At 57.2% G+C, this 19,787-nt stretch carries 24 protein-coding genes; 13 read left to right on the top strand and 11 right to left on the bottom strand.

Going from position 1 to position 19,787, the window contains the following annotated elements; translation table 11 throughout:
- Window position 1: 1 nt before the first annotated feature.
- The 7 genes from AC2FPW_RS01025 to AC2FPW_RS00995 all read left to right on the top strand — a co-directional run bounded on the left by AC2FPW_RS01025 (window position 2) and on the right by AC2FPW_RS00995 (window position 6,905).
- A complete protein-coding gene (locus AC2FPW_RS01025) occupies window positions 2–1,321 on the top strand; it encodes an MFS transporter (protein WP_496812295.1) in 1,320 nt (439 codons plus the stop codon).
- Between the two features lie 52 nt (window positions 1,322–1,373).
- Entirely contained in the window at window positions 1,374–1,802 is a 429-nt protein-coding gene (locus AC2FPW_RS01020) for an Lrp/AsnC family transcriptional regulator (protein WP_480474766.1), read from the top strand.
- 72 nt (window positions 1,803–1,874) lie between these two features.
- On the top strand, window positions 1,875–2,573 hold the full coding sequence (locus tag AC2FPW_RS01015; protein WP_496812294.1) for a transglycosylase SLT domain-containing protein: 699 nt from the start codon (window positions 1,875–1,877) through the stop codon (window positions 2,571–2,573).
- A gap of 9 nt (window positions 2,574–2,582) precedes the next feature.
- Window positions 2,583–4,670, top strand: coding sequence for a flagellar biosynthesis protein FlhA (gene flhA / locus AC2FPW_RS01010; RefSeq protein ID WP_496812293.1), 2,088 nt, complete (start codon window positions 2,583–2,585; stop codon window positions 4,668–4,670).
- Window positions 4,667–5,440: a flagellar biosynthetic protein FliR gene (locus AC2FPW_RS01005; RefSeq protein ID WP_267363081.1), complete on the top strand. Its 774-nt coding sequence runs from the start codon at window positions 4,667–4,669 to the stop codon at window positions 5,438–5,440. The genes flhA and AC2FPW_RS01005 overlap by 4 nt, the downstream gene beginning before the upstream one ends.
- Entirely contained in the window at window positions 5,437–6,525 is a 1,089-nt protein-coding gene (locus AC2FPW_RS01000) for an EscU/YscU/HrcU family type III secretion system export apparatus switch protein (RefSeq protein WP_496812292.1), read from the top strand. Before AC2FPW_RS01005 ends, AC2FPW_RS01000 begins: the two co-directional genes overlap by 4 nt.
- Window positions 6,522–6,905 carry a hypothetical protein gene (locus tag AC2FPW_RS00995; RefSeq protein WP_480483918.1) on the top strand — a complete coding sequence of 128 codons (384 nt, stop codon included), beginning with the start codon at window positions 6,522–6,524 and terminating at the stop codon, window positions 6,903–6,905. Before AC2FPW_RS01000 ends, AC2FPW_RS00995 begins: the two co-directional genes overlap by 4 nt.
- A 34-nt stretch (window positions 6,906–6,939) precedes the next feature.
- Here AC2FPW_RS00995 and AC2FPW_RS00990 read toward each other — a convergent pair whose 3' ends face one another.
- From AC2FPW_RS00990 to AC2FPW_RS00950, 9 genes are read right to left on the bottom strand one after another with little or no spacing between them, the layout of a single operon-like run.
- The gene (locus AC2FPW_RS00990; protein ID WP_480559439.1) at window positions 6,940–7,440 is read right to left on the bottom strand and encodes a flagellar basal body-associated protein FliL; all 501 of its coding nucleotides are present in this window, start codon (window positions 7,438–7,440) and stop codon (window positions 6,940–6,942) included.
- A gap of 9 nt (window positions 7,441–7,449) precedes the next feature.
- Complete coding sequence (flgH, locus tag AC2FPW_RS00985) at window positions 7,450–8,181, bottom strand: flagellar basal body L-ring protein FlgH (RefSeq protein ID WP_496812291.1); 732 nt, start codon at window positions 8,179–8,181, stop codon at window positions 7,450–7,452.
- Complete coding sequence (gene flgA / locus AC2FPW_RS00980; protein WP_480483964.1) at window positions 8,181–8,597, bottom strand: flagellar basal body P-ring formation chaperone FlgA; 417 nt, start codon at window positions 8,595–8,597, stop codon at window positions 8,181–8,183. Before flgA ends, flgH begins: the two co-directional genes overlap by 1 nt.
- On the bottom strand, window positions 8,597–9,382 hold the full coding sequence (gene flgG / locus AC2FPW_RS00975) for a flagellar basal-body rod protein FlgG (RefSeq protein WP_480483915.1): 786 nt from the start codon (window positions 9,380–9,382) through the stop codon (window positions 8,597–8,599). The genes flgA and flgG overlap by 1 nt, the downstream gene beginning before the upstream one ends.
- 29 nt (window positions 9,383–9,411) lie before the next feature.
- Window positions 9,412–10,122 (bottom strand): flagellar hook-basal body complex protein, encoded by a 711-nt coding sequence (locus AC2FPW_RS00970; RefSeq protein WP_480773977.1) that lies wholly within the window; start codon window positions 10,120–10,122, stop codon window positions 9,412–9,414.
- Window positions 10,122–10,394: a flagellar biosynthetic protein FliQ gene (locus AC2FPW_RS00965; RefSeq protein ID WP_480488141.1), complete on the bottom strand. Its 273-nt coding sequence runs from the start codon at window positions 10,392–10,394 to the stop codon at window positions 10,122–10,124. Before AC2FPW_RS00965 ends, AC2FPW_RS00970 begins: the two co-directional genes overlap by 1 nt.
- 4 nt (window positions 10,395–10,398) lie before the next feature.
- Window positions 10,399–10,689, bottom strand: coding sequence for a flagellar hook-basal body complex protein FliE (fliE, locus tag AC2FPW_RS00960; RefSeq protein ID WP_480773976.1), 291 nt, complete (start codon window positions 10,687–10,689; stop codon window positions 10,399–10,401).
- Between the two features lie 11 nt (window positions 10,690–10,700).
- A complete protein-coding gene (gene flgC, locus AC2FPW_RS00955; RefSeq protein WP_267366989.1) occupies window positions 10,701–11,087 on the bottom strand; it encodes a flagellar basal body rod protein FlgC in 387 nt (128 codons plus the stop codon).
- Between the two features lie 12 nt (window positions 11,088–11,099).
- Entirely contained in the window at window positions 11,100–11,486 is a 387-nt protein-coding gene (locus tag AC2FPW_RS00950; protein WP_496812290.1) for a FlgB family protein, read from the bottom strand.
- 87 nt (window positions 11,487–11,573) lie between these two features.
- Between AC2FPW_RS00950 and AC2FPW_RS00945 the strand changes: the two genes are divergently transcribed.
- The 6 genes from AC2FPW_RS00945 (at window position 11,574) to AC2FPW_RS00920 (ending at window position 18,812) form a co-directional block, all read left to right on the top strand.
- Complete coding sequence (locus AC2FPW_RS00945) at window positions 11,574–12,911, top strand: FliI/YscN family ATPase (protein ID WP_496812289.1); 1,338 nt, start codon at window positions 11,574–11,576, stop codon at window positions 12,909–12,911.
- An 88-nt stretch (window positions 12,912–12,999) separates the two neighbouring features.
- Entirely contained in the window at window positions 13,000–13,839 is an 840-nt protein-coding gene (locus tag AC2FPW_RS00940; protein ID WP_496812288.1) for a flagellar motor protein MotB, read from the top strand.
- Window positions 13,840–13,930: 91 nt separating this feature from the next.
- Window positions 13,931–15,226 (top strand): flagellar hook protein FlgE, encoded by a 1,296-nt coding sequence (locus AC2FPW_RS00935; protein ID WP_496812287.1) that lies wholly within the window; start codon window positions 13,931–13,933, stop codon window positions 15,224–15,226.
- Between the two features lie 33 nt (window positions 15,227–15,259).
- On the top strand, window positions 15,260–16,711 hold the full coding sequence (gene flgK / locus AC2FPW_RS00930) for a flagellar hook-associated protein FlgK (RefSeq protein WP_496812286.1): 1,452 nt from the start codon (window positions 15,260–15,262) through the stop codon (window positions 16,709–16,711).
- Between the two features lie 2 nt (window positions 16,712–16,713).
- Complete coding sequence (locus AC2FPW_RS00925; RefSeq protein WP_496812285.1) at window positions 16,714–17,721, top strand: flagellin; 1,008 nt, start codon at window positions 16,714–16,716, stop codon at window positions 17,719–17,721.
- The gene (locus tag AC2FPW_RS00920) at window positions 17,718–18,812 is read left to right on the top strand and encodes a flagellar basal body P-ring protein FlgI (RefSeq protein WP_480483905.1); all 1,095 of its coding nucleotides are present in this window, start codon (window positions 17,718–17,720) and stop codon (window positions 18,810–18,812) included. The genes AC2FPW_RS00925 and AC2FPW_RS00920 overlap by 4 nt, the downstream gene beginning before the upstream one ends.
- A gap of 53 nt (window positions 18,813–18,865) precedes the next feature.
- On the opposite strand, the gene AC2FPW_RS00915 is transcribed toward AC2FPW_RS00920, so the two are convergent.
- Both AC2FPW_RS00915 and AC2FPW_RS00910 read right to left on the bottom strand, forming a co-directional pair.
- Entirely contained in the window at window positions 18,866–19,510 is a 645-nt protein-coding gene (locus AC2FPW_RS00915; protein ID WP_496812284.1) for a DUF1523 family protein, read from the bottom strand.
- A 10-nt stretch (window positions 19,511–19,520) separates the two neighbouring features.
- On the bottom strand, window positions 19,521–19,787 hold the full coding sequence (locus tag AC2FPW_RS00910; RefSeq protein ID WP_209599214.1) for a hypothetical protein: 267 nt from the start codon (window positions 19,785–19,787) through the stop codon (window positions 19,521–19,523).

The raw sequence follows: 19,787 nt of genomic DNA, 5'->3' as shown, positions 1-19,787 counted from the left end.
CATGCTGAGCATTCTAACAAACCGGACCTACCGCCACCTGTTTGCTGCCCAGATCGTCGCCCTGACCGGAACCGGGCTGGCCACAGTCGCGCTTGGGCTGCTGGCCTTTGATCTGGCCGGAGACGCTGCTGGCCTTGTGCTGGGCACCGCGCTAACGATCAAGATGGTGGCCTATGTCACCGTGGCCCCCCTGGCCGCTGCATTTGCCGAGCGGCTGGACCGTCGGAAAATGCTGGTTCTTCTGGACCTGATCCGCGCCGCGGTCGCTGTATGCCTGCCTTTCGTGACCGAGGTCTGGCAAATCTATGTGCTGATCTTCGTGCTACAATCCGCCTCGGCGGGCTTTACGCCCGCCTTTCAGGCAACGATCCCGGACGTGTTGCCGGACGAAAACGAATATACCCGCGCTTTGTCACTGTCACGTCTTGCCTACGACATGGAAAGCCTGCTGAGCCCGATGTTTGCCGCGGCTCTTCTGTTGCTGGTCAGCTTCAACAGCCTGTTCTGGGGCACAGCGCTGGGATTTGTTGCTTCGGCATTGCTGGTGGTCTCGGTCGTCCTGCCCTCGCCCAAGCCCAGCAAACCACGCGGAATCTATGACCGCACGACACGCGGAATTCGCATCTATCTGAAAACGCCCCGGCTGAGGGGGCTGCTTGCGCTTAATTGGAGCGCCGCAGCGCTGAGTTCGATGGTAATCGTCAACACAGTGGTCATCGCGCGGGCCACCCTTGGCCTGTCAGAAAGCGCCGTGGCCATTGCACTGGCCGGATTTGGCGGCGGGTCGATGCTGGCGGCGTTTACTCTGCCCCGACTGCTGAATCGGATTGAGGATCGCAAGGTTATGCTGTCCGGAGCCATTCTTGCGTCGGGCGCTATGGCCGTCGCCTCGGTTCTGACCGCGACGATCCCGCTTACGCTGGGTGTCCTTGCCGTTTTTTGGGCTTTTACTGGCTTTGGATATTCTACAACCCTTACGCCTTCGGGTCGTTTGTTGACCCGTTCCGCCCATCCCGAAGACCGCCCCGCTGTCTTTGCTGCACAGTTTACTCTGTCACACGGCTGCTGGCTGGTGCTGTATCCGCTGGCTGGGTGGATAATGACCGTTTATGGGCCGACTGTTGCTCTCGGCAGTATGTCTATTCTGTCCATGGCAGGCGTGATTGCGGCAGTCAGTCTTTGGCCGCGTGACGATCAGGAACCGGTTGTTCACACTCACCCCGATCTGCCAGCCGATCATCCGCATCTGGCCGGGGCGGGCCCGCACGCGCACCCGATCATAATCGACGACCTGCACCCACGCATACCGCGTGAGCCTTGAGAAAGGATGTCAATCTGATCTAAACCCGGACTTACCGCAAACCGGAGCCCCAATGGACCAGCTTGACCGCCGTATCATCGCCGCCCTGCAAGCCAATGCACGTGCCTCGACCACGCAGATCGCGGCCTCGCTGGGTGTGGCCCGCACGACTGTGCATGAACGGATCAGTCGGCTGGAGCATCGCGGCGTAATCACGGGATACACCGTGCGCCTTGGGTCCACGGAAGACACGCCCAAAGTGCAGGTCATCGTCATGCTGGAAGTGCAGCAGAAGGAAACCAACCGGATCCTTAAACGGCTCGAGGCCTATCCCGAGGTCAAACTATGCCTGTCGATCAATGGCGAATTCGATCTGATGCTGACCGCTGATGCCCCGAGGCTGGAGGATCTGGACATTCTGGTGGACGATCTGGCGAAGATCCCTGGCGTCCTGCGCACCAATACAAGCGTTGTTTTTGGGCGCAGGATCGACCGAAACTGAGGCTGCGATAACCCTCTGTAAACCGATCGGCGGCTAGCTTGGCCGGGAACACCAGAATCCCGGACCGGCAGAATGCCAATTCGCAGAATACCGATTGCTTTCATGATACTGCATGTGCTGTTGGCGCAGGCGGGTTCTGCCATGCACGCAGCTCCGACAGGCGGGCTTTGTGATCAGGCCGCGCGCCGTGCGGCACTGTCCGAAGATGTTCCACTGGACGTGCTGCGCGCCATAACCCGCGTTGAAACCGGGCGAATAGTTGACGGGCTGTTGCAGCCCTGGCCCTGGACCATAAATGCCGAAGGTCAGGGGTATTGGTTCAAGTCCGAGGCCGAGGCCAAGGCCTATGTTTTCAAAATTTTCAAAGCGGGCTCTCGCAGCTTTGACGTCGGGTGTTTCCAGGTCAATTATCGCTGGCATGGTAAGGCCTTCCGCTCGATCGATGCGATGTTTGATCCGGATGCGAACGCAACCTACGCCGCCCGCTTCCTGAAAGACCTTTATTTCGAGCTTGGTTCGTGGCCTGCTGCGGCCGGGGCGTATCATTCCCGCACGAATGCTCTGGCCGAGGCTTATCGCGGTCGGTTCCAGACAGTGATGGCTCAATTGGACAACCCGCCCTCGCACGGGTTTTCTGGCAAGTCACCCGATCCGTTCACAAGGGCCGGAACGCCCTTGATTCCGATGCTAGTGGCCGCACCCGCCACCACTGCCCTGGGCTCTCTGGTCCCGACCAATAGCACAGCAACTGCTTTCATCCCTTTCAATTAGGAAACCTGCGTGCCCCAGATTGACATCCGGTCCCTGTTTTCACCCACTGTCCTGCTGGCACTGGCGCTGATGACCGTCATCGTCATGATGATCCTGCCCATGCCTGCCTGGGTGCTGGATGTGGGGCTAGCCGCCTCTTTCGCGCTGGCCATCCTGATTTTCACTCTGACGCTTTTCATCGAACGTCCGCTGGATTTCTCGTCCTTCCCAACGATCCTGCTGGCATCGCTGATGCTGCGCCTGTCGCTGAACGTCTCGTCGACCAAACTGATCATCGGTCAGGGGCATACTGGGCCCAACGCAGCTGGTGACGTGATTGAAGGGTTCGCCAATTTCGTCATGGGCGGCAGCATCTTTCTGGGCCTTGTGGTTTTCGGCGTGCTTCTGATCGTGAACTTCATGGTCATCACCAAAGGGGCCGCCCGTATGGCCGAGGTCGGCGCGCGCTTTGCCTTGGACGGGATGCCGGGTAAGCAGCTTGCCATCGACAGCGACATGTCAGCCGGGGCCATCGACCATCAGCAAGCCAAGGAACGGCGGGAACGCGAACAGCAGGAAACGACATTCTTCGGCTCGCTCGACGGTGCGTCGAAATTTGTCAAAGGTGATGCCGTTGCCGGCCTTCTGATCACTCTTTTGAACCTTGTTATGGGTTTGGTCATGGGGGTGATCGTGCACGGAATGCCGGTGGCTTCGGCGTTCGAGACTTATGCAATCCTGACCGTCGGTGATGGTCTGGTCTCGCAGATCCCCGCGGTAATCATCTCGATTGCCTCTGCATTGCTGCTGGCGCGCGGCGGAACACAGGGTGCCACCGACAATGCCATTTTCTCCCAGCTCGGGCGGCATCCGGCTGCGCTGTCTACCGTGGCAGTTCTTATGGTCCTGTTTGCGCTGGTGCCCGGCCTGCCTTTCCTGCCGTTCATCCTCGGTGCAGCTGTACTTGGTTATGCGGCCTACAGAATTCGGAAAAAGCAGAAAGAAACAGACCCGTCATTGCATTCGCAGGCGACCGAAACCGAGGCGCCGGTCTCGCAGGCTATTGGTGATATTCTGGACCTGGATGACGTGCACCTTGAATTCGCACCCGATCTGGTAAGCTTGGTTTTGAATCCCGGAACCGGGTTGGATGCCCGCATCGCCAATATGCGCAACTACGTGGCGTCTACCTTCGGATTGATCCTGCCCGAAATTCGCCTGACTGATCGAGCCGACCTGCCAACCGGAACCTATGTGATCAAGGTTCAGGGGGTCGAACAGGCGCGCGGCGTTCTGAACCCCGATCTGGTTCTGGCTCTGGTTCAGGACGGGTTCGATCTGTTGCCCGAAGGCAATGACGTGACCGAGCCGGTTTACGGCGCGCCTGCCCGCTGGATCCTGCCCAAACATCAGGAGGACGCAGCGCTGAACGGGGCCACTATCGTCTCACCGCCCGAGATCCTGGCCACGCATCTGCTAGAGATTATCAAGCAGAACTTCTCGCGCCTGCTGACGTTGAAATCCCTGCGCCGCCTGCTGACCGAAATGACCCGCCTGAGCGACCCAGTTCGGGCTGAGGCAAACCGCAAGTTGCTGGATGAATTGATCCCCGACAAAGTGCCAATGGACACATTGCACGCCGTTCTGCGACTGCTTCTGGAGGAACGGGTTTCGATCCGGAACATGGCCCTGATCCTTGAAAGCGTTGCTGAAGCACGGCTGACAACCACCCAGCCTGAAGGCATCTGCGAATTGGTGCGCCAGCGTCTCGGATTTCAACTGGTCGCCGATATGAAGCGTGAGGATGGCTCGATCCCGCTGATCCAACTGGCCCCTGAGTGGGAGGAAACGTTCACCACCTATCAGGTCGACGCGCCCAGCGCCGGACTGGATGTCGCGCTACCGCCGAACCTGTTTAACAAGCTGGCCGACGGCATGGTCAGCAGTATCGCCAGATCTGCTGATAACGGTTTGTTTCCTGCTGTCGTGACCTCGACCCGGCGACGCCGGTTGTTGCGTACGATCATGCATGCGCGCGGCGTTCCAAACCCGGTCCTTTCTTTTGAGGAAATCGGGTTGGAAGCCAAACCCGCGCTGGTAGGAACTGTTCCCGCGTGATCGCTCTGCCGCCAGAATTGTTGACGCAGCTGGCCGAACCGCTCTGGCAGGCCTTTGCGGTTTTTCTGCGCGTCTCTGCTTTGGTTTCGCTGCTGCCTGCTTTCGGCGAGCGCAGCATTCCAACACGGATGAAACTGGGGATATCCGTCGCCTTTACCCTGATCATTTTTCCGGCAACCCAACCATTGGACCTGTCTCTCAACCTGTGGACGCTGGGGCGGTTGGTTGGGACAGAAATCCTGATTGGGCTGGCGCTTGGAACCGGGCTGCGGCTGTTTGTTTTGGCGCTGCAAACCGCCGGATCCATTGCCGCGCAATCCACGTCATTGTCGCAATTGCTGGGTGCGGCGGCCACTGATCCTGTTCCGGCAATGGGATACCTGCTAACGATCGCGGGGCTAACGCTTGCCGTCATCATGGGCTTGCACGTACGGGCCGCGCAATTCCTGATCCAGAGTTATGCCCTATTCCCCATGGGGTTGGTGCCAAGCTCGGCAGATTTGTCCTATTGGGGTGTGCGACAAATCTCACGCAGCTTTGGGTTGGCCTTCTCGCTGGCAACGCCATTCGTCATCGCCTCGTTGATCTACAATCTTGCACTTGGGGTTATCAACCGGGCCATGCCGCAATTGATGGTCGCCTTCGTGGGCGCGCCAGCAATAACATTTGCCGGGCTGTTTCTGCTGTTTACGGGCGCACCATTGATCCTCTCTGTTTGGTCTGACGCGCTGATTGCCTTCTTCATGAACCCGATCGGAGGCCAGCGATGAGCGGTGCCGATGACGACAGCGACAAGTCATACGAGCCGACGCCGCAAAAGCTCCAGAAAGCCCGTGAAAAGGGTGAAGTTCCCAAGTCCAACGACTTGTCGGTTGTTGCGGCATATACCGGACTGCTGATCGCATTGTTGGCGGCAGGGCAGTACGCCGTCGCGCAATTGGGAACTCTGTTCATGGTCCTGATCGACCAATCCGACCAGATCGCGAACCTTCTGAAAATGGGACCTGCGACAGCGACGGTTGCCGGAATTCTGAGTGGCGCGGTGACACCCATTGCCGTGCTTTTCTGCCTGCCCGCGGTGGCCGTTCTGCTAAACCTGATTGCCCAACGCACGCTGGTGTTCGCCCCCAGCAAACTGAATCCAAAGCTTTCGCGGATTTCCCTTGTTTCGAATGCCAAAAACAAGTTCGGGCGCGGTGGCTTGTTCGAGTTCGCCAAGAGCGCAACCAAACTGGCGATTTACAGCCTGTGCCTCGCACTTTTCATCAAGTCGAATCTGGCCGAAATTCTGTCTGCCAGCGCGGCCCCGGCAAAGTCATCCATACTGCTGATGATGAACCTGTTGTTTCGCTTCCTGTTCATTGTGGTTGCCATCGCACTCGGCATTGGCGTTATCGACTTTCTGTGGCAATACGCCGAGCACATGCGCAAGAACCGCATGTCGCGCAAAGAGATCCAGGATGAAACTAAGGACGCCGAAGGCGACCCCTATGTAAAGCAACACCGCCGTCAACGTGCACAGGAGATCGCCTCGAGCCAGATGATGGCAGATGTTCCGGGCGCGGATGTTGTTATCGTAAACCCCACCCATTTTGCCGTTGCACTGAAGTGGTCCAGGGCTACTGGCAGCGCACCTGTTTGTGTCGCCAAAGGTGTGGATGCAGTAGCCGCTTCCATCCGTTCCGCTGCGGCTCAGGCTGGCGTTCCGATCCGCTCGGATCCTCCGACGGCGCGCGTGCTTCACGCAACTGTCGACATCGGGCAGGAGATCGCCGAAGAACATTTCCGCCCCGTTGCCGCTGCAATCAGGTTCGCCGAAGCGATGCGGAAACGTGCAAAGGAGCAGATCCGATGAAGGACACTCAGTTAAGCGGGCTGGACAAAATAGCCGACGTCGCTTTCCAGAAGCAATTTCAGACACTCCGCCCAATCCTCGAGGCCGAGGCCAGAATTCAGAACCAATTGGCGAAACTGGATCATCAGCTTGACCAGGTGCGCAAAGCCAGCGGTTGGACAGAAGGATATCAGATATCCGGGGCCGACATTCTTTGGAATGGCTGGGAATCTGCCACGCGCCGCGCGTTGAACATGCGACTTGCCCAAACGCGCGCTCAGAAACTGGCCGGTCTGGAGGCGCTCAGAATTGCATTTGGCCGCAAACAAGCCGTCGCAACCCTGCGGGAGCAGCAGCTAAAAAGCCATCGGCAGGCCGTTGCTCGAAAGCAAACCCGTTAATGCTGACCGGATCCGTGCCGTGAAGCGACCTTCGTCAGGTATCTTGACGGTTCACGCTCATGATCAGCACTTTTGAAACATCTTCACCCAGCTCTTTTTTCGCCACTTCCAACAAGGACTTACGCAAGACATCCAGATTCCGGGATTCTGTGAACGTCCCATCAAATCCCCCGGTATTTGCGTGATCAAACAGAACCTGAAGAAAGCCATCCCGCAACTTGGGCTCAATGGAATAAAAAGTTTCTTCAATTGCTGTGTTCGCCTCAAGGCTGAGGGACAAAGTGACCATCGCTTCGATTTCGTCATCCCCAACCACCGGAACGACAAAATGCTTGGTCAACTTTAGATACCCATAGGCTGGCTTTTTTTCCTTGGACTTTTCAGACTTCTCGTGACCGGCCTTCTCTTCTTTTGCCACTTCTTTTTCGGCGGCTGTTTTGTCGGACTTGCCCGAAGGTGACAGAAACAGCCCGGCACCGACACCCGCACCCAGGCCGACAATTAGGAGAACGACTGGAACCAGTTTTGCAATCACGGTCGCACCTCAGAATGGCAAGAGTGAATCAAGAACTTGCTGGCCGTATCGGGGTTGCTGGACATCTGTAATCTGACCTCTTCCACCATAAGACACCCGCGCCGAGGCGATCTTGTCGTAGGTGACTTCGTTTTGTCGCGAGATATCCTGAGGGCGGACATACCCGGCCACCAAAAGCTCGCGCAGTTCAAAATTGACCCGCAACTCCTGCGAGCCGGAAATCGAAAGAACCCCGTTCGGCAGAACATCCAGAACCGTCGCAGCGACACGCAGGGTTAGTTTCTCGTTTCGCCTCACAGATCCCCGCCCGGAACTTGTGGAATCCGCTTCGATGGACACGGCGTCATCCAGCGATGCCCCGTCAGGTAAGTGTTTTTGCACGCGCTGGGGCAAACCAAAGAGGCCAGGAACCTCAAGGTTTTCCGAGCCTGATCTGGACCGTCTGGTGTTGTTTGATATCTCAGCTTTTTCATCCAACTCGATGACTACAGTCAGGATGTCACCTTTCTTGATCGCTCGCTGATCGCCCAGCAAGGATTGCTGCCCTCCGCTCCAAAGAGATGAGCGGTCAACGGTGCGTTGTGGTTGCGTGTGCAAAGGCAGACCCGGCCACAGCATGGCAACCTGCTCGGGAGATTCTTCGTTTGGTGTAAAACTCGGGGGCTTGCCAAGATGATCCAGACGACCACACGCGGCCAAAGACAAAGCTATGAGAAGGAGAGTTTTCGACAGTCCGGTCATTACTTAACCTCGACTTGGCCATCCGCGCGGATTTGGCCGGTTACAGTTGTTCTGGACGACAGGTTCATGACCCGGATGCGATCCCCAGCAGCGCCACGCCCCAAGGCGCGGCCTTCCGCGGTTATCGACAAGGCTTGGCGGTCGAATATCAGGACGACCAGATCGTTGCGGTCAACGATGGCGGGGGGGCCTACATCAACTTCTCGGACCGGCCTGCCGGGATACAGTGCCACCCGCGCCTCTTGCCCGATCAGAAAATCAGGGTCAGTCACCGCACCTAGGACATCCGTCGGGCTTGTTTTCAAGTCAGTTGCAGAAATGATTTCTTTGGCCCGGATCGTGCGGGTTGGAACCACAATGTCAGCCTGTGCTGTGATTGGAGCCAGTAGTGCCAAACATATGCCGATCCCTCGCATCATCGCACCTGCGTTGTCGCGCTCATCATTTGATCCACAGCCGAGATGACTTTGGCATTCATCTCATAGCCGCGCTGCGCCTCGATAAGTTCGGTTACCTCGCGCACTGCGTCGACCGAGCTGTCTTCCAGATAACCCTGCCGCAATGTGCCCAGCCCATCACTTCCCGGAGTTCCCAGCACCGGGGCACCCGACGCCTCGGTCTCCTTGAACAGATTGCTGCCAATGGCTTCCAGCCCCTTGGCGTTCGAAAAGCTGGCAAGGACAAACTCACCCAGCAACTGCCCCTCGGGAGAGTCGTCGAAATAAGCATAGACCTCACCCGCGGCATTGATCGAAATTGACCGTGCGTCGTCGGGAACGGTGAGTTCCGGCGAAACCGCATAACCATCGGAGGTTACAATCAGACCCTCTGCCGACCGCTTGAGGCTGCCGTCACGCGTATACGCGGACTGACCGCTGGGCAGCGTGACTTCCAGATATCCGCGCCCCTCAATCGCCACGTCCAGATCACTGCCGGTGGCTGACAAAGCACCTTGTTCCAGTTGCACGGTAACAGCTGCGGGCCGCACACCCAGACCAAGTTGAATACCCGTCGGCAATACTGTTCCGTCCGAGGCGTTTACGGTTCCGGCGCGCGCCATCTGTTGATAATGCAAATCGGCAAATTCGGCCCGACGGGCATTGTAGCCGGTGGTGTTCATGTTTGCCAGGTTGTTCGAAATCGTTTCGACCCGCATCTGTTGCGCGGTCATTCCGGTGGCGGCAATTTTCAGGGCTCGCATGTCAAACTCTCCTTTTACCGTTCAGCGCATCAGCGCATCAGCGCCTTGAGCGCCCCGCGCACGCGTTCGTCTTCGCTGTCAAGAAAGCTTTGTCCCAGCTCATAGGCGCGCTGGATTTCCACCAAGCGGGTCACCTGCTGAATGGCATTGACGTTTGAACCTTCGAGAAAGCGATGCAAAACAACGGGTTCATCAACCGGGTTTATCGCACCATTGGCACGAAACCGCGTATTTCCTTCGCGGATCAGCTCCTGCGGATCAGCGACATTGAAAACGCCCAACTGGCCCAGAAATTGGCCGTTGACACTCAACGTCCCATCACTGCCGACATCAATCGTAGCTGCATCGGGTGGGATAAAGACCGGGGCACCGTTGGCATCCAGAACACGCGCACCATCCATCGCAACCAGATCGCCTTCGGCATTTGGCGAGAAGCTGCCCGCACGCGTCAGCCGGTTGCCATCCGGGGTTTCAACCATGAAAAACCCGTCCCCTTCGATGGCGAAATCAAACTGCCCTCCGGTTTTCGTAAGCACACCTTGTTGCAACGATGTGTTGCGCGCCTCGGCCCGGCTCATGGAGAGGGACGGATTGTTCGGAATGTCGCGCACGTATTCCGAAAACACCAGCCCCTGCTGGCGATATCCGGTCGTGTTGGCATTTGCGATGTTATTCGCCACCAGTCGCATTTCATTCATTAGCCCGGACTGGCGGGACAGGGTGACGTAAGCCGTGTCCATCAGCGGCCTCCTGCAATCAAGGGAACAAGCGTTCCGGTAAAAAACGTAACAAGGGTCTGAGTCATGAACCCCATCGAAATCCAGAACACGATGACAATGGCGATCAATTTGGGAACGAAGGTCAGGGTCATCTCTTGTATCGAGGTCAGCGCCTGGAACAGACCGACAATCAGGCCAGAAACCAGAGCAACGGCAAGGATCGGGACGGATGTAATGACCGCAACCCACAACGCCTGACGAACGATGTCATAAAAAAGCCCTTCGCTGAGCATCGGGTCAGACCGGCATTCTCAGGATTTCCTGATAGGCTTCGACCACTTTGTTGCGGACGATCACTGCGGTTTCTACCGCAAGTTCGGTCTGGGCCAGCGCCTGAACAAGTGCATGGGGATCAGCCTGACCGACCATCGCAGACTGAGATATCTGTTCGCTGTGTCTCAGCGTGGCTGCAAAGTCCTGAAAGGTCGCCCTCAATCCTTGTGCCGCCCCGCCATGATCGGGATCGGCCTGTGTGGCAGAGCGTGCGCCGGCATAATTCTGCGCGGCGTTGAGTGATCGGATATCCATTCTGGCTGTCCTTATTTTCTGAGCAATTCCATCAGCGACGACGACATTTGCCGCGTCTGATCAAACATCTTTAGGTTGGCCTCATAACTGCGCTGGGCTTCCCGCGCGTCCGCGATTTCAATCATCAAATCGACGTTGGAGCCCTGGTAGTGACCACTTTCATCTGCCAACGGATGACCGGGGTCGTAGATGCGGCTGAGCGAACGCTGGTCAAGCGTCACACGGCCAGCCTGCACCATGTCCCCACCGTTTTTCTGCACGGTTTCAAACGGTACGGTTTTGCGTCGATAGCCGGGCGTGTCCGCGTTCGAGATGTTTTCGGACACATGCCGCAACCGCGCGGATTGCGCGCGCAAAGCACTGGCTGACGCAGTAAGGGAATGGGAAAAATCGCTCATACCTGCCGCCCCTTATCCGCGACCCAAACTGGTGCGCAGAATGTCCATTGAGGATTTGTAGATCGCCAGCGCTCGGTCGTGCTGTCGTTTGACCTCGACCGATTTAAGCAACTCTTCCTCAAGCGACACACCATTGCCATTGGGATCACCTGATGGGACAGCTTCAACCTCAGCCCAGTTTTGCGCACCCATACGGCCGTGCAAATGGCCCGGCCGCGTGGCGTCCATGGTCACGTCATGCCCGGTGGTTTCGAAAGCTTTCTGAAAGGCCTCGATATCGCGCGGCTGATAGCCCGGCGTATCGGCATTCGCCATGTTGCGTGCAATGACCGCCTGCCGTTGCCCGGCATGGGTTGCCATTGCGTACGCTGTCTTAAAGACGTTCAGGTCATAGAACATCGGGGCTTCTCCCTCGATCAATTTCAATCAAGGCTTAACCCCGATTCCTTTAGAAACCGTTTTCAGAACTCAGTTGGAGACTCCACGATGTCTGATCTCGACCCGGTACTTCTGAAACATGAATTCGACAGGATGACCGCAGTTCGTCATGTGGGACTGGTTACCGGCGTCGCACAGGGTCTGATCGAAATCGGTGGTTTGAACACGCATGCCCGAGTCGGGGATTTGCTGACATTGCGGCGGCGCGTCGGGTCCGATCTTGCGGGCGAGGTGCTTCATGTCGGTTCTGGCCATATCAAAATGCTCCCCAATGCGGGCCCCGATGGAGTCAGCCTGGGGGATCGCGTCTACCTTGACCCATCACCGGATTTTGCACCGGGATTGCACTGGCTTGGACGGATAATCGACCCCTTTGGCAGGCCCTTGGATGGAAAACCGTTGCTGAGCGGATCGCAGACGCGCGATATCATGCAGGCCCCTCTACCAGCCGTGGCACGCAAACCATTGGGGCAGAGGATGGCCACCGGCTTGTCGGTTCTCAACACTGTGTTGCCCGTCGTACGCGGGCAGCGGGTGGGGTTGTTTGCCGGTTCGGGTGTTGGAAAATCGACCCTGCTTTCCACACTGGCCCGGTCCATGCAGTCCGATGTCGTCGTAGTCGCTCTGATTGGCGAGCGCGGACGCGAGGTGAATGAATTTGTCGCGCAGGCCATTGGCCCCGAAGCCATGAAACGCACAATCGTGGTGGCCGCCACCTCTGACCAGTCGGCATTGGCGCGCAGGCGGTGTGCCTGGTCGGCCACGTCGACGGCCGAGTATCTGCGGGATCTGGGTCTAAACGTTCTTTTTCTGGCTGATTCCGTGACCCGCTTCGCCGAGGCGCATCGTGAAATCGCTGTTTCTATGGGGGAATCCCCGTCTTTGCGGGGATATCCACCCTCTGTCACCCCCCTGATCGCCAGTCTTTGCGAACGCGCAGGTCCCGGAACGCAGGAACAGGGGGATATTACTGCGGTATTCAGCGTTTTGGTGGCCGGTTCGGACATGGATGAACCCATCGCTGACATTCTGCGCGGCGTTTTGGACGGGCACATTGTACTCAGCCGCGACATCGCCGAACGGGGGCGTTTCCCGGCCATTGACGTCAGCAGATCTGTGTCGCGGAGCCTGCCGGGAGCCGCATCCGAGGCCGAGAACCAGATGATCACAGAAACCCGAAAACTCGTGGGCAGTTACGAGCAGTCCGAAGTGATGATCAAGGCCGGGCTGTACGCCGAAGGGTCTGATCCGCTGCTGGATCAGGCCGTTCGCGTTCACGAGGAATTGGACGCCTTTTTTGCCAAACCGGAAGCTGAGGGAATCGAAAACAGTTTTGATCGCCTGTCATTGATACTGCGCCGTGCATCGATCAGCTTGCCACGCTAAGCAGAACTCTGAACAGTTTTAAGTATTAAGGCCACCTTAAGACCTGCGCTGCTAGGCAAAAAGTCGGGTGATAATATAGGTGGTGGAGATGGGTGCGCAGACCAATGTGGCGCCAATCATCATCAAGAAGAAGCGTGTGTCGGGTGGTGATGGTCACCACGGCGGTGCGTGGAAAGTTGCATATGCCGACTTTGTCACGGCCATGATGGCCTTCTTCATGTTGATGTGGCTGCTGAACGCGACAACTGAACAGCAACGCAAAGGGTTGGCGGATTACTTCGCCCCGACAATCCCTCTGAGCCCCGAATCCGGCGGCGGAGACGGTGCTTTTGGCGGCGACAGTATGTTGTCGGAAAAGACATTGCTGCGGGATGGTGCCGGGGCCAGCACCAAACACGCAACTGAATCCCGTCAGGCACGCGGGTCAACCGGTTTGGATGCCATCGGTGGTGGCAAAGGTGACACCGAAGACTTCTCGACGCTTGAAGCGCAGCTTTTGGGGCGAACCGGTGAAAGCGAGGTGTCGGATAAGCTTCTCAGGCATATCGTGACACGCGTCACCGACGAAGGATTCGTTGTTGAGCTATTCGATACGGACACCCAGCCACTGTTCGACCCCGGTTCCGGGAAACCAACCGGGATCTTGCGGGCGCTTGCTTTGATCATAGCGCGTTCTTCGGATCTCGTGACCAACCCGATTGCTGTCAAAGGCCATGTCAGCGCATCTCCTGTTGTGCAGGTTCGCAATACCGCATGGGGTCTGTCCACTGCCCGGGCGCAATCAGTCCGCCAGCTGTTACAGGACAAAGGCGTAGCGGCAAGCCGGATGGATCGCGTCACTGGTCATGCTGACCGAAAACTCTTCACCGACAATCCGATGGCGGTTCGGAACAACAGAATCGAAGTGGTATTTCTGCGGCGACCCTAAAGGATAGAACGCATTTTACTTGTTAGCGCGCTGTTAAGGGGCAGCGCGTTACCTGTTGCATCGAAGCTTGACGCAACAGAAGGGCGCGCCAATGACAATTTCCTCTTCGCTGAATGCCGGTGTGGCGGCGTTGAAGGCCAACGCCAACAGGTTGGCAACGATTTCCGACAACATCGCAAACTCTTCGACCTACGGATACAAACGAGTGGAAACTGACTTTCATTCGATGGTCACGTCTGGCCAGGGTGGCAGTTATTCGGCAGGGGGCGTGCGCACGACCAGCCAGCGCATGATTGATCAGCGCGGATCACTGGTGACCACCAGCAACTCTACCGATCTTGCAGTGCGCGGACGCGGCATGTTGCCGGTACGATCCAGCTCGCAGGTCGGCGCAAATTCGAACGAGATGTTGCTGACGACCACAGGTTCCTTCCGGACCAACGACGAAGGATATCTGGTGACCGAATCCGGCCTTGTTCTTTTGGGATGGCGTGCTGCGGCAGACGGGTCCATCCCGCCCGTTCCACGCGACACGCCCGCCGCGCTTGAACCAATTCAGTTGAGCGTCAACCAGTTATCCGGTGCCCCGACGACAAAGATGAACCTGCGTATGAACCTTCCCGCGACGGCAACAGATGCGGGTGCGCCGGGCGACACACAGCCTTTATCGGTCGAGTATTTCGACAATCTTGGGAAATCCGAAAGTATTGATATTCAGCTGATCCCGACCGTTCCCGCAACTGGCAGCAGCAATGAATGGACCATGGTTCTGCGCGATTCAGCATCCGGTGGCGCAATTATCGGGGAATACACTTTGACCTTTACCGATAATCGAACGGCTGGTGGTACGCTGGCCAGCGTCACTCCTGTATCCGGTGGCGCTTACGATCCGGTAACCGGCAGTGTCATGGTCAATGTCGCTGGCGGCCCGATGGAGGTCAATATCGGACTGATCGGCGATTCCGATGGCATTACTCAGCTGTCCGACACCTTCGCGCCAGTTTCAATCACGCGGGATGGCTCTGCCGTTGGTACGATGACCAGCGTTCAGGTCGATGAAAGTGGCTATGTCTATGCATTCTACGATACCGGCGTCAGCCGCCGAATGTTCCAGATCCCGCTGGCCGATGTTCCTAACCCCAATGGCCTGACGGCACTGGACAGTCAAACCTACGCGCCATCCCGCGAAAGCGGCACGTTCTTTCTGTGGAACGCGGGCGAAGGCCCAACCGGTGATATCGTTTCCTTCGCACGCGAAGAATCCACCACGGATGTGGCAACCGAGCTGACATCCCTGATCCAGACACAACGCGCCTATTCATCCAGCGCCACGGTGATCCAGACGGTGGACGAGATACTTCAGGAAACGACCAACTTGAAGCGCTGATCCAGGCGCTGACCAAAGGAAAGGAGCGGCCTCATGAATATGTCGACCGCACTCAATAACGCATTGGGCGGGCTGACAGCGGCCAGTCGCGGGGCTGCTGTGGTGTCGGGGAATATCGCGAATGCCCTGACACCGGGCTATGCGCGCAGGTCCCTTGAACTGGCAACAAGCCCCATATCTGGAAATGGTGTGCGTACGGTTGGGGTGATCCGGCATCAGGACCCGGTTCTGACGGCCAACAGACGGTCGTCAGACGCCGAGCTTGCCTTTCAATCCTCCATTTCGGATTTCCGTTCACGGTTCGAAAACCTTGTAGGAACAGCAGACAGCACGCCATCCCTTGCCAGCCGTATGTCTGCCTTGGAAAACAGCTTCATCACCGCAGCCAGTCTACCCGACTCGATCGAAAGGCTTGATCAAGTGGCGCGCGCGGCGCGCGATCTTACGGCAGAGCTTAACGCGGCTTCTGAGGGTGTGCGACAGGCACGCTCGGACGCGGACCGCAAGATAGGTGCTCAGATCGAAAGCCTGAACCTGGTTCTGAAAGATATCGAAGTTCTGAACGCAAAGATTCCGGCCATTCAAAATTCCGGCGGCGATATCGGGGCCTTGCTGGATCAACGGCAAGTCCTGATCGATCAGGTCAATACTTTGATCCCGGTCAACGTTGTGCCACGTGCCAACGATCAGGTATCGCTCTATTCAGACGGCGGGTTGATACTTCTTGAAGGTAAGGCGTCCGAGTTCACCTTTTCCACGACCGGTGAGACGAAACCCCACATGACGGTTGCAAATGGTCTCCTGTCCGGATTGGCTATGAACGGCAACCCGGTACGCACCAGCGGGGACACTGCGCAAATCCGCGGCGGCGCGTTGATAGCCCAGTTTTCAATTCGCGATGAATTGGCGGTTGAGGCGCAGCTGCAGCTTGATACCGTTGCCCGCGATCTTATCGAAAGATTTGAAACGCCGGGCTTGGATCCCACGGCACTTGCGACAGATCCCGGTCTGTTCACAGACAACGGAAATCGGTTCGACCCGACAACCTTTGTCGGGCTGTCATCGCGCATTTCGGCGAATTCGGTTGCGGACCCCGACAACGGCGGGAACAGCTGGAAGCTCCGCGCCGGGCTGGGTGCCGCAACGCCGGGCGATCCCGGACAAGCGTCGCAACTGCGTGCTTTCGGTGCCATTCTGAATGATGCGCGCACCGTACCTGGCGGGCTGTTTGGCACTGGAAACATGCGCGCCGCCGAGTTGACCGAGGCGCTTATGTCGAAAGCCGGGGCGCAATCTCACGCTGCAGAGCAGCGGAAGGTTTTTGCCAGCAACAGCCAACAACAAATGTCACAGATTGAGGCCGAACAAGGCGTCGATACGGATCAGGAATTACAGCGCCTCATGCAGATCGAGCAGACATACGCAGCAAACGCGCGTGTCATCTCGGTCGTCGATGGGCTTATGGAAACGCTTCTGAGGTTATGAGCATGAACTTGACTGCTATCGGCGATCTGGCGCGCGGTATGACCCTTCGCACCCGCGCCACTGAAATCAAAACACAGATTGAAACCCTCTCTTACGAGATGTCCACCGGCAAAGTGCAGGATATATCTGGTCGGCTTGGCGGAGATTACTCTCAGATCCTGGATCTGGATCGCTCGCTTGCCAGGCTCGACGCCTTTGGCATCGCCACAGCCGAAGCGGCCCTTTTCACGGATGCCATGCAGTTGAGCCTGAAGACATTTGGAGATTCGGTTGGCGAAATGACCGCGTCTCTGTTGGCCTACGGAACGGCCAATCAGCCGGTAAATCATGCGCAGGCGTCAGATCATGCCAGGAATGAGCTCGACACGATGGTATCGGCGCTCAACATGCGAGTTGGTGGGCGCAGTCTGTTTTCGGGTACAGCCACGGATGTCTCGCCACTGCCCTCGACTGACACGCTGTTGGCTGCGTTAAAGACACAACTGACGGGGGCTGTGACCGTCGCCGACATGCGCTTGGCTGCCGACACATGGTTCAATAGCCCTGCCGGGTTTGACGCCATGATTTATCAGGGCGCGAGCACCACACTCTCTCCTATGCAGATCTCGGAAAATGAAAGCGTTACGCTGCCACTCACGGCAACCGACCCGGCATTCAAGGCGGCCCTAAGGGATGTTGCAATAGCGGCATTAGCCACCGACAATACGTTGGCTCTTTCTTCCGACCAGCGCACCGCCCTGTTCACCCAGCTGGGCGTTGATCTGGCGAACGCACGGGATGCAACGGTAAACTTGCAGGCCCAGGTCGGCAGCGCCGAGGCCCGCATCGAACAGGCCGCCACGCGAAATTCGATGGCCCGAACCAGTCTGGAATTCAGCCGGAACGAACTGATCGCGGTCGATCCTTATGAAACAGCGGCGAAATTGCAAACGGTGCAGTTTCAGTTGGAAAGTCTCTATTCGGTAACCGTTCGCAATGCGAACCTTTCGCTGGTGAATTTCCTGAGATGAGGGCGCTGATACTTCTCCTGATCCTTGTTCCCGGTATAGCCTGGGCGGGGGCAATCCGCCTCAAGGACCTTGTCGATTTCGACGGTGTACGGGGTAATGATCTTGTGGGTTATGGCCTGGTTGTCGGTTTGAACGGAACCGGCGACGGATTGCGCAACTCCCCTTTCACCGAAGAGATCATGTCCAACATCTTGGAGCGCTTGGGTGTCAACGTAACGGGCGAGGATTTCCGGCCCAAGAATGTGGCAGCGGTTTTGGTGACAGCCAGTCTGCCGCCTTTCGCCAGAGTCGGCGGCCAAATTGATGTAACGGTTTCGGCGATAGGCGATTCAAACAGTCTGTTGGGTGGGACACTGGTTATGACCCCACTGAACGCAGCAGATGGGCAAATCTATGCGGTTGCACAAGGCACAATCCTTGCAGGTGGCGTTTCCGCTGAAGGAGAGGCTGCGTCAGTCGTGCGTGGGGTGCCAACCTCGGGTGTAATCCCGTCCGGCGCGCGTGTTGAGCGTGAAATTGAGTTCGACTTGTCAACTTTAACCCAAATGCGCCTTGCGTTGAGAGAACCCGATTTCACCACGGCCGCGCGTATCGAATTCGCCATAAACACCGAGTTCAACAGAGCTGTGGCAATCATGCGCGATTCAGGCACGGTTGAACTCAACATTGCTGCAACTCAGGCAGTGTCGACGGCCCATGCCATTGGGCGTATCGAGAATATTCTGGTCGAGCCGGAAGCAAAGGCGCGTGTGGTGGTCGATCAGCGGTCTGGCACCATCGTAATGGGGCAGGAAGTCCGGATATCGCGTGTGGCTGTCTCTCAGGGTAATCTGACCCTGACAGTTCAGGAAGCACCGATTGCCGTGCAACCCAATCCGTTTGCCAGGGGCGAAACAGTGGTCGTTCCGCGCACTATTGCAGGGATCGAAGAGGAAGAAGGAACCGGCCTTGCCGAAATCCCCGAAGCTACGACCCTGTCCGAGGTTGTCGCAGGTCTGAACGCGCTGGGGGTATCACCCCAGGATATGATCGACATTTTGAAAACCATCAAAGCGGCGGGCGCCTTGCACGCAGAATTTGTTGTCAGGTAGCCGATATCTTTGGTCCAACGGGCGTGCCACAAACACGCCCGCGACGTTAAGGCCTATTTCGATTTCCAGCTGTCCAGCCAGCGCTGAAATCTGTTTCGGCGTTCTTCAATCGCGTCACCGGCCGCATAAAAGCCGTCTTCCACATTCTCGATCATCGGATCAATTCGGGCCTTTCGGAACCTGCGCCAGCGCACCCAAACCGCCCAGACCAGCGCGGCGAAAATTGTCAGGAAAATGATGTTGAACCAGGGAATGACCTGCGCATCCGGCCCGTCCACATGTTTGATGAAAATGGCGTTGGGAAAGATCGACATGAACTCGTTGCGCCACCCGTAATGGGTCACGACCACCCATTTCGGATTTTCCTTGGTCGATTTCGCATCATTGGCTTCGGTGTAAAGGTTCGCCGTATCGAACTTGAAGTAGGGTGGCCACCCCCACCCGGTGTCTTCGTTTCGGTACACGATCGGCTTGCCATTTTCGCGCACGGCCTGAATGAATTGCACATCCCGGTTGGACAGGCTGGTGGATTGGTCTTCGGGTTCGGACCAGAAAATCCGTGTCCAGTCGTTCAGATCCTGCCGCTCTTCGTAGGTGTTTACGATACGCACAACATCATGTTGCGGCAGCGAGTATTGCAGGACCGCCGCGATCGTTCCCCAGAAGATGATGATGAACGCCCATTTCACATAGGCCATGCCTAAACCCTCACATGTAATTCACGATGTAGATCAGCGCGCCAATCGCCACCCATGGCACAATATAGACACCCAGGATCAGTTTGCGCCGGAACGAATTGTCATACACATGCAATCCGCGTTCGACAAAAGCGTCCTTGTTGCCCGTCTTGCCCTTCTCATCCCACCAGCTTTCCAGTTTGCGACGGCGTATCCCGCGCGAGTAGAAAGACAGCGCGACATAGGCGATCGTCTGGATCACCAACAAGATCAGCAAAAGGCGCAATAACCCGAACAT

The sequence above is a fragment of the Ruegeria sp. SATB027 genome (assembly GCF_059613825.1).
This window is presented reverse-complemented; position numbering and strand designations above follow the sequence as displayed.

What these genes read in the sequence shown, in the direction of transcription:
- AC2FPW_RS00935 (WP_496812287.1), top strand. Translation starts at nt 13,931, where the DNA reads ATGACAATTTCCTCTTCGCTGAATGCCGGTGTGGCGGCGTTGAAGGCC.
- AC2FPW_RS00915 (WP_496812284.1), bottom strand. Translation starts at nt 19,510, where the DNA reads ATGGCCTATGTGAAATGGGCGTTCATCATCATCTTCTGGGGAACGATC.
- AC2FPW_RS01000 (WP_496812292.1), top strand. Translation starts at nt 5,437, where the DNA reads ATGAGCGGTGCCGATGACGACAGCGACAAGTCATACGAGCCGACGCCG.
- flgG (WP_480483915.1), bottom strand. Translation starts at nt 9,382, where the DNA reads ATGCGAGCCCTGAAAATTGCCGCCACCGGAATGACCGCGCAACAGATG.
- flgH (WP_496812291.1), bottom strand. Translation starts at nt 8,181, where the DNA reads ATGACCGGACTGTCGAAAACTCTCCTTCTCATAGCTTTGTCTTTGGCC.
- fliE (WP_480773976.1), bottom strand. Translation starts at nt 10,689, where the DNA reads ATGGATATCCGATCACTCAACGCCGCGCAGAATTATGCCGGCGCACGC.
- AC2FPW_RS01020 (WP_480474766.1), top strand. Translation starts at nt 1,374, where the DNA reads ATGGACCAGCTTGACCGCCGTATCATCGCCGCCCTGCAAGCCAATGCA.
- flgA (WP_480483964.1), bottom strand. Translation starts at nt 8,597, where the DNA reads ATGCGAGGGATCGGCATATGTTTGGCACTACTGGCTCCAATCACAGCA.
- AC2FPW_RS00945 (WP_496812289.1), top strand. Translation starts at nt 11,574, where the DNA reads ATGTCTGATCTCGACCCGGTACTTCTGAAACATGAATTCGACAGGATG.
- AC2FPW_RS00910 (WP_209599214.1), bottom strand. Translation starts at nt 19,787, where the DNA reads ATGTTCGGGTTATTGCGCCTTTTGCTGATCTTGTTGGTGATCCAGACG.
- AC2FPW_RS01025 (WP_496812295.1), top strand. Translation starts at nt 2, where the DNA reads ATGCTGAGCATTCTAACAAACCGGACCTACCGCCACCTGTTTGCTGCC.
- flgC (WP_267366989.1), bottom strand. Translation starts at nt 11,087, where the DNA reads ATGAGCGATTTTTCCCATTCCCTTACTGCGTCAGCCAGTGCTTTGCGC.
- AC2FPW_RS00970 (WP_480773977.1), bottom strand. Translation starts at nt 10,122, where the DNA reads ATGGACACGGCTTACGTCACCCTGTCCCGCCAGTCCGGGCTAATGAAT.
- AC2FPW_RS00950 (WP_496812290.1), bottom strand. Translation starts at nt 11,486, where the DNA reads ATGTTCTATGACCTGAACGTCTTTAAGACAGCGTACGCAATGGCAACC.
- AC2FPW_RS00925 (WP_496812285.1), top strand. Translation starts at nt 16,714, where the DNA reads ATGAACTTGACTGCTATCGGCGATCTGGCGCGCGGTATGACCCTTCGC.
- AC2FPW_RS00940 (WP_496812288.1), top strand. Translation starts at nt 13,000, where the DNA reads ATGGGTGCGCAGACCAATGTGGCGCCAATCATCATCAAGAAGAAGCGT.
- flgK (WP_496812286.1), top strand. Translation starts at nt 15,260, where the DNA reads ATGAATATGTCGACCGCACTCAATAACGCATTGGGCGGGCTGACAGCG.
- AC2FPW_RS00920 (WP_480483905.1), top strand. Translation starts at nt 17,718, where the DNA reads ATGAGGGCGCTGATACTTCTCCTGATCCTTGTTCCCGGTATAGCCTGG.
- AC2FPW_RS00965 (WP_480488141.1), bottom strand. Translation starts at nt 10,394, where the DNA reads ATGCTCAGCGAAGGGCTTTTTTATGACATCGTTCGTCAGGCGTTGTGG.
- AC2FPW_RS01015 (WP_496812294.1), top strand. Translation starts at nt 1,875, where the DNA reads ATGCCAATTCGCAGAATACCGATTGCTTTCATGATACTGCATGTGCTG.
- AC2FPW_RS00995 (WP_480483918.1), top strand. Translation starts at nt 6,522, where the DNA reads ATGAAGGACACTCAGTTAAGCGGGCTGGACAAAATAGCCGACGTCGCT.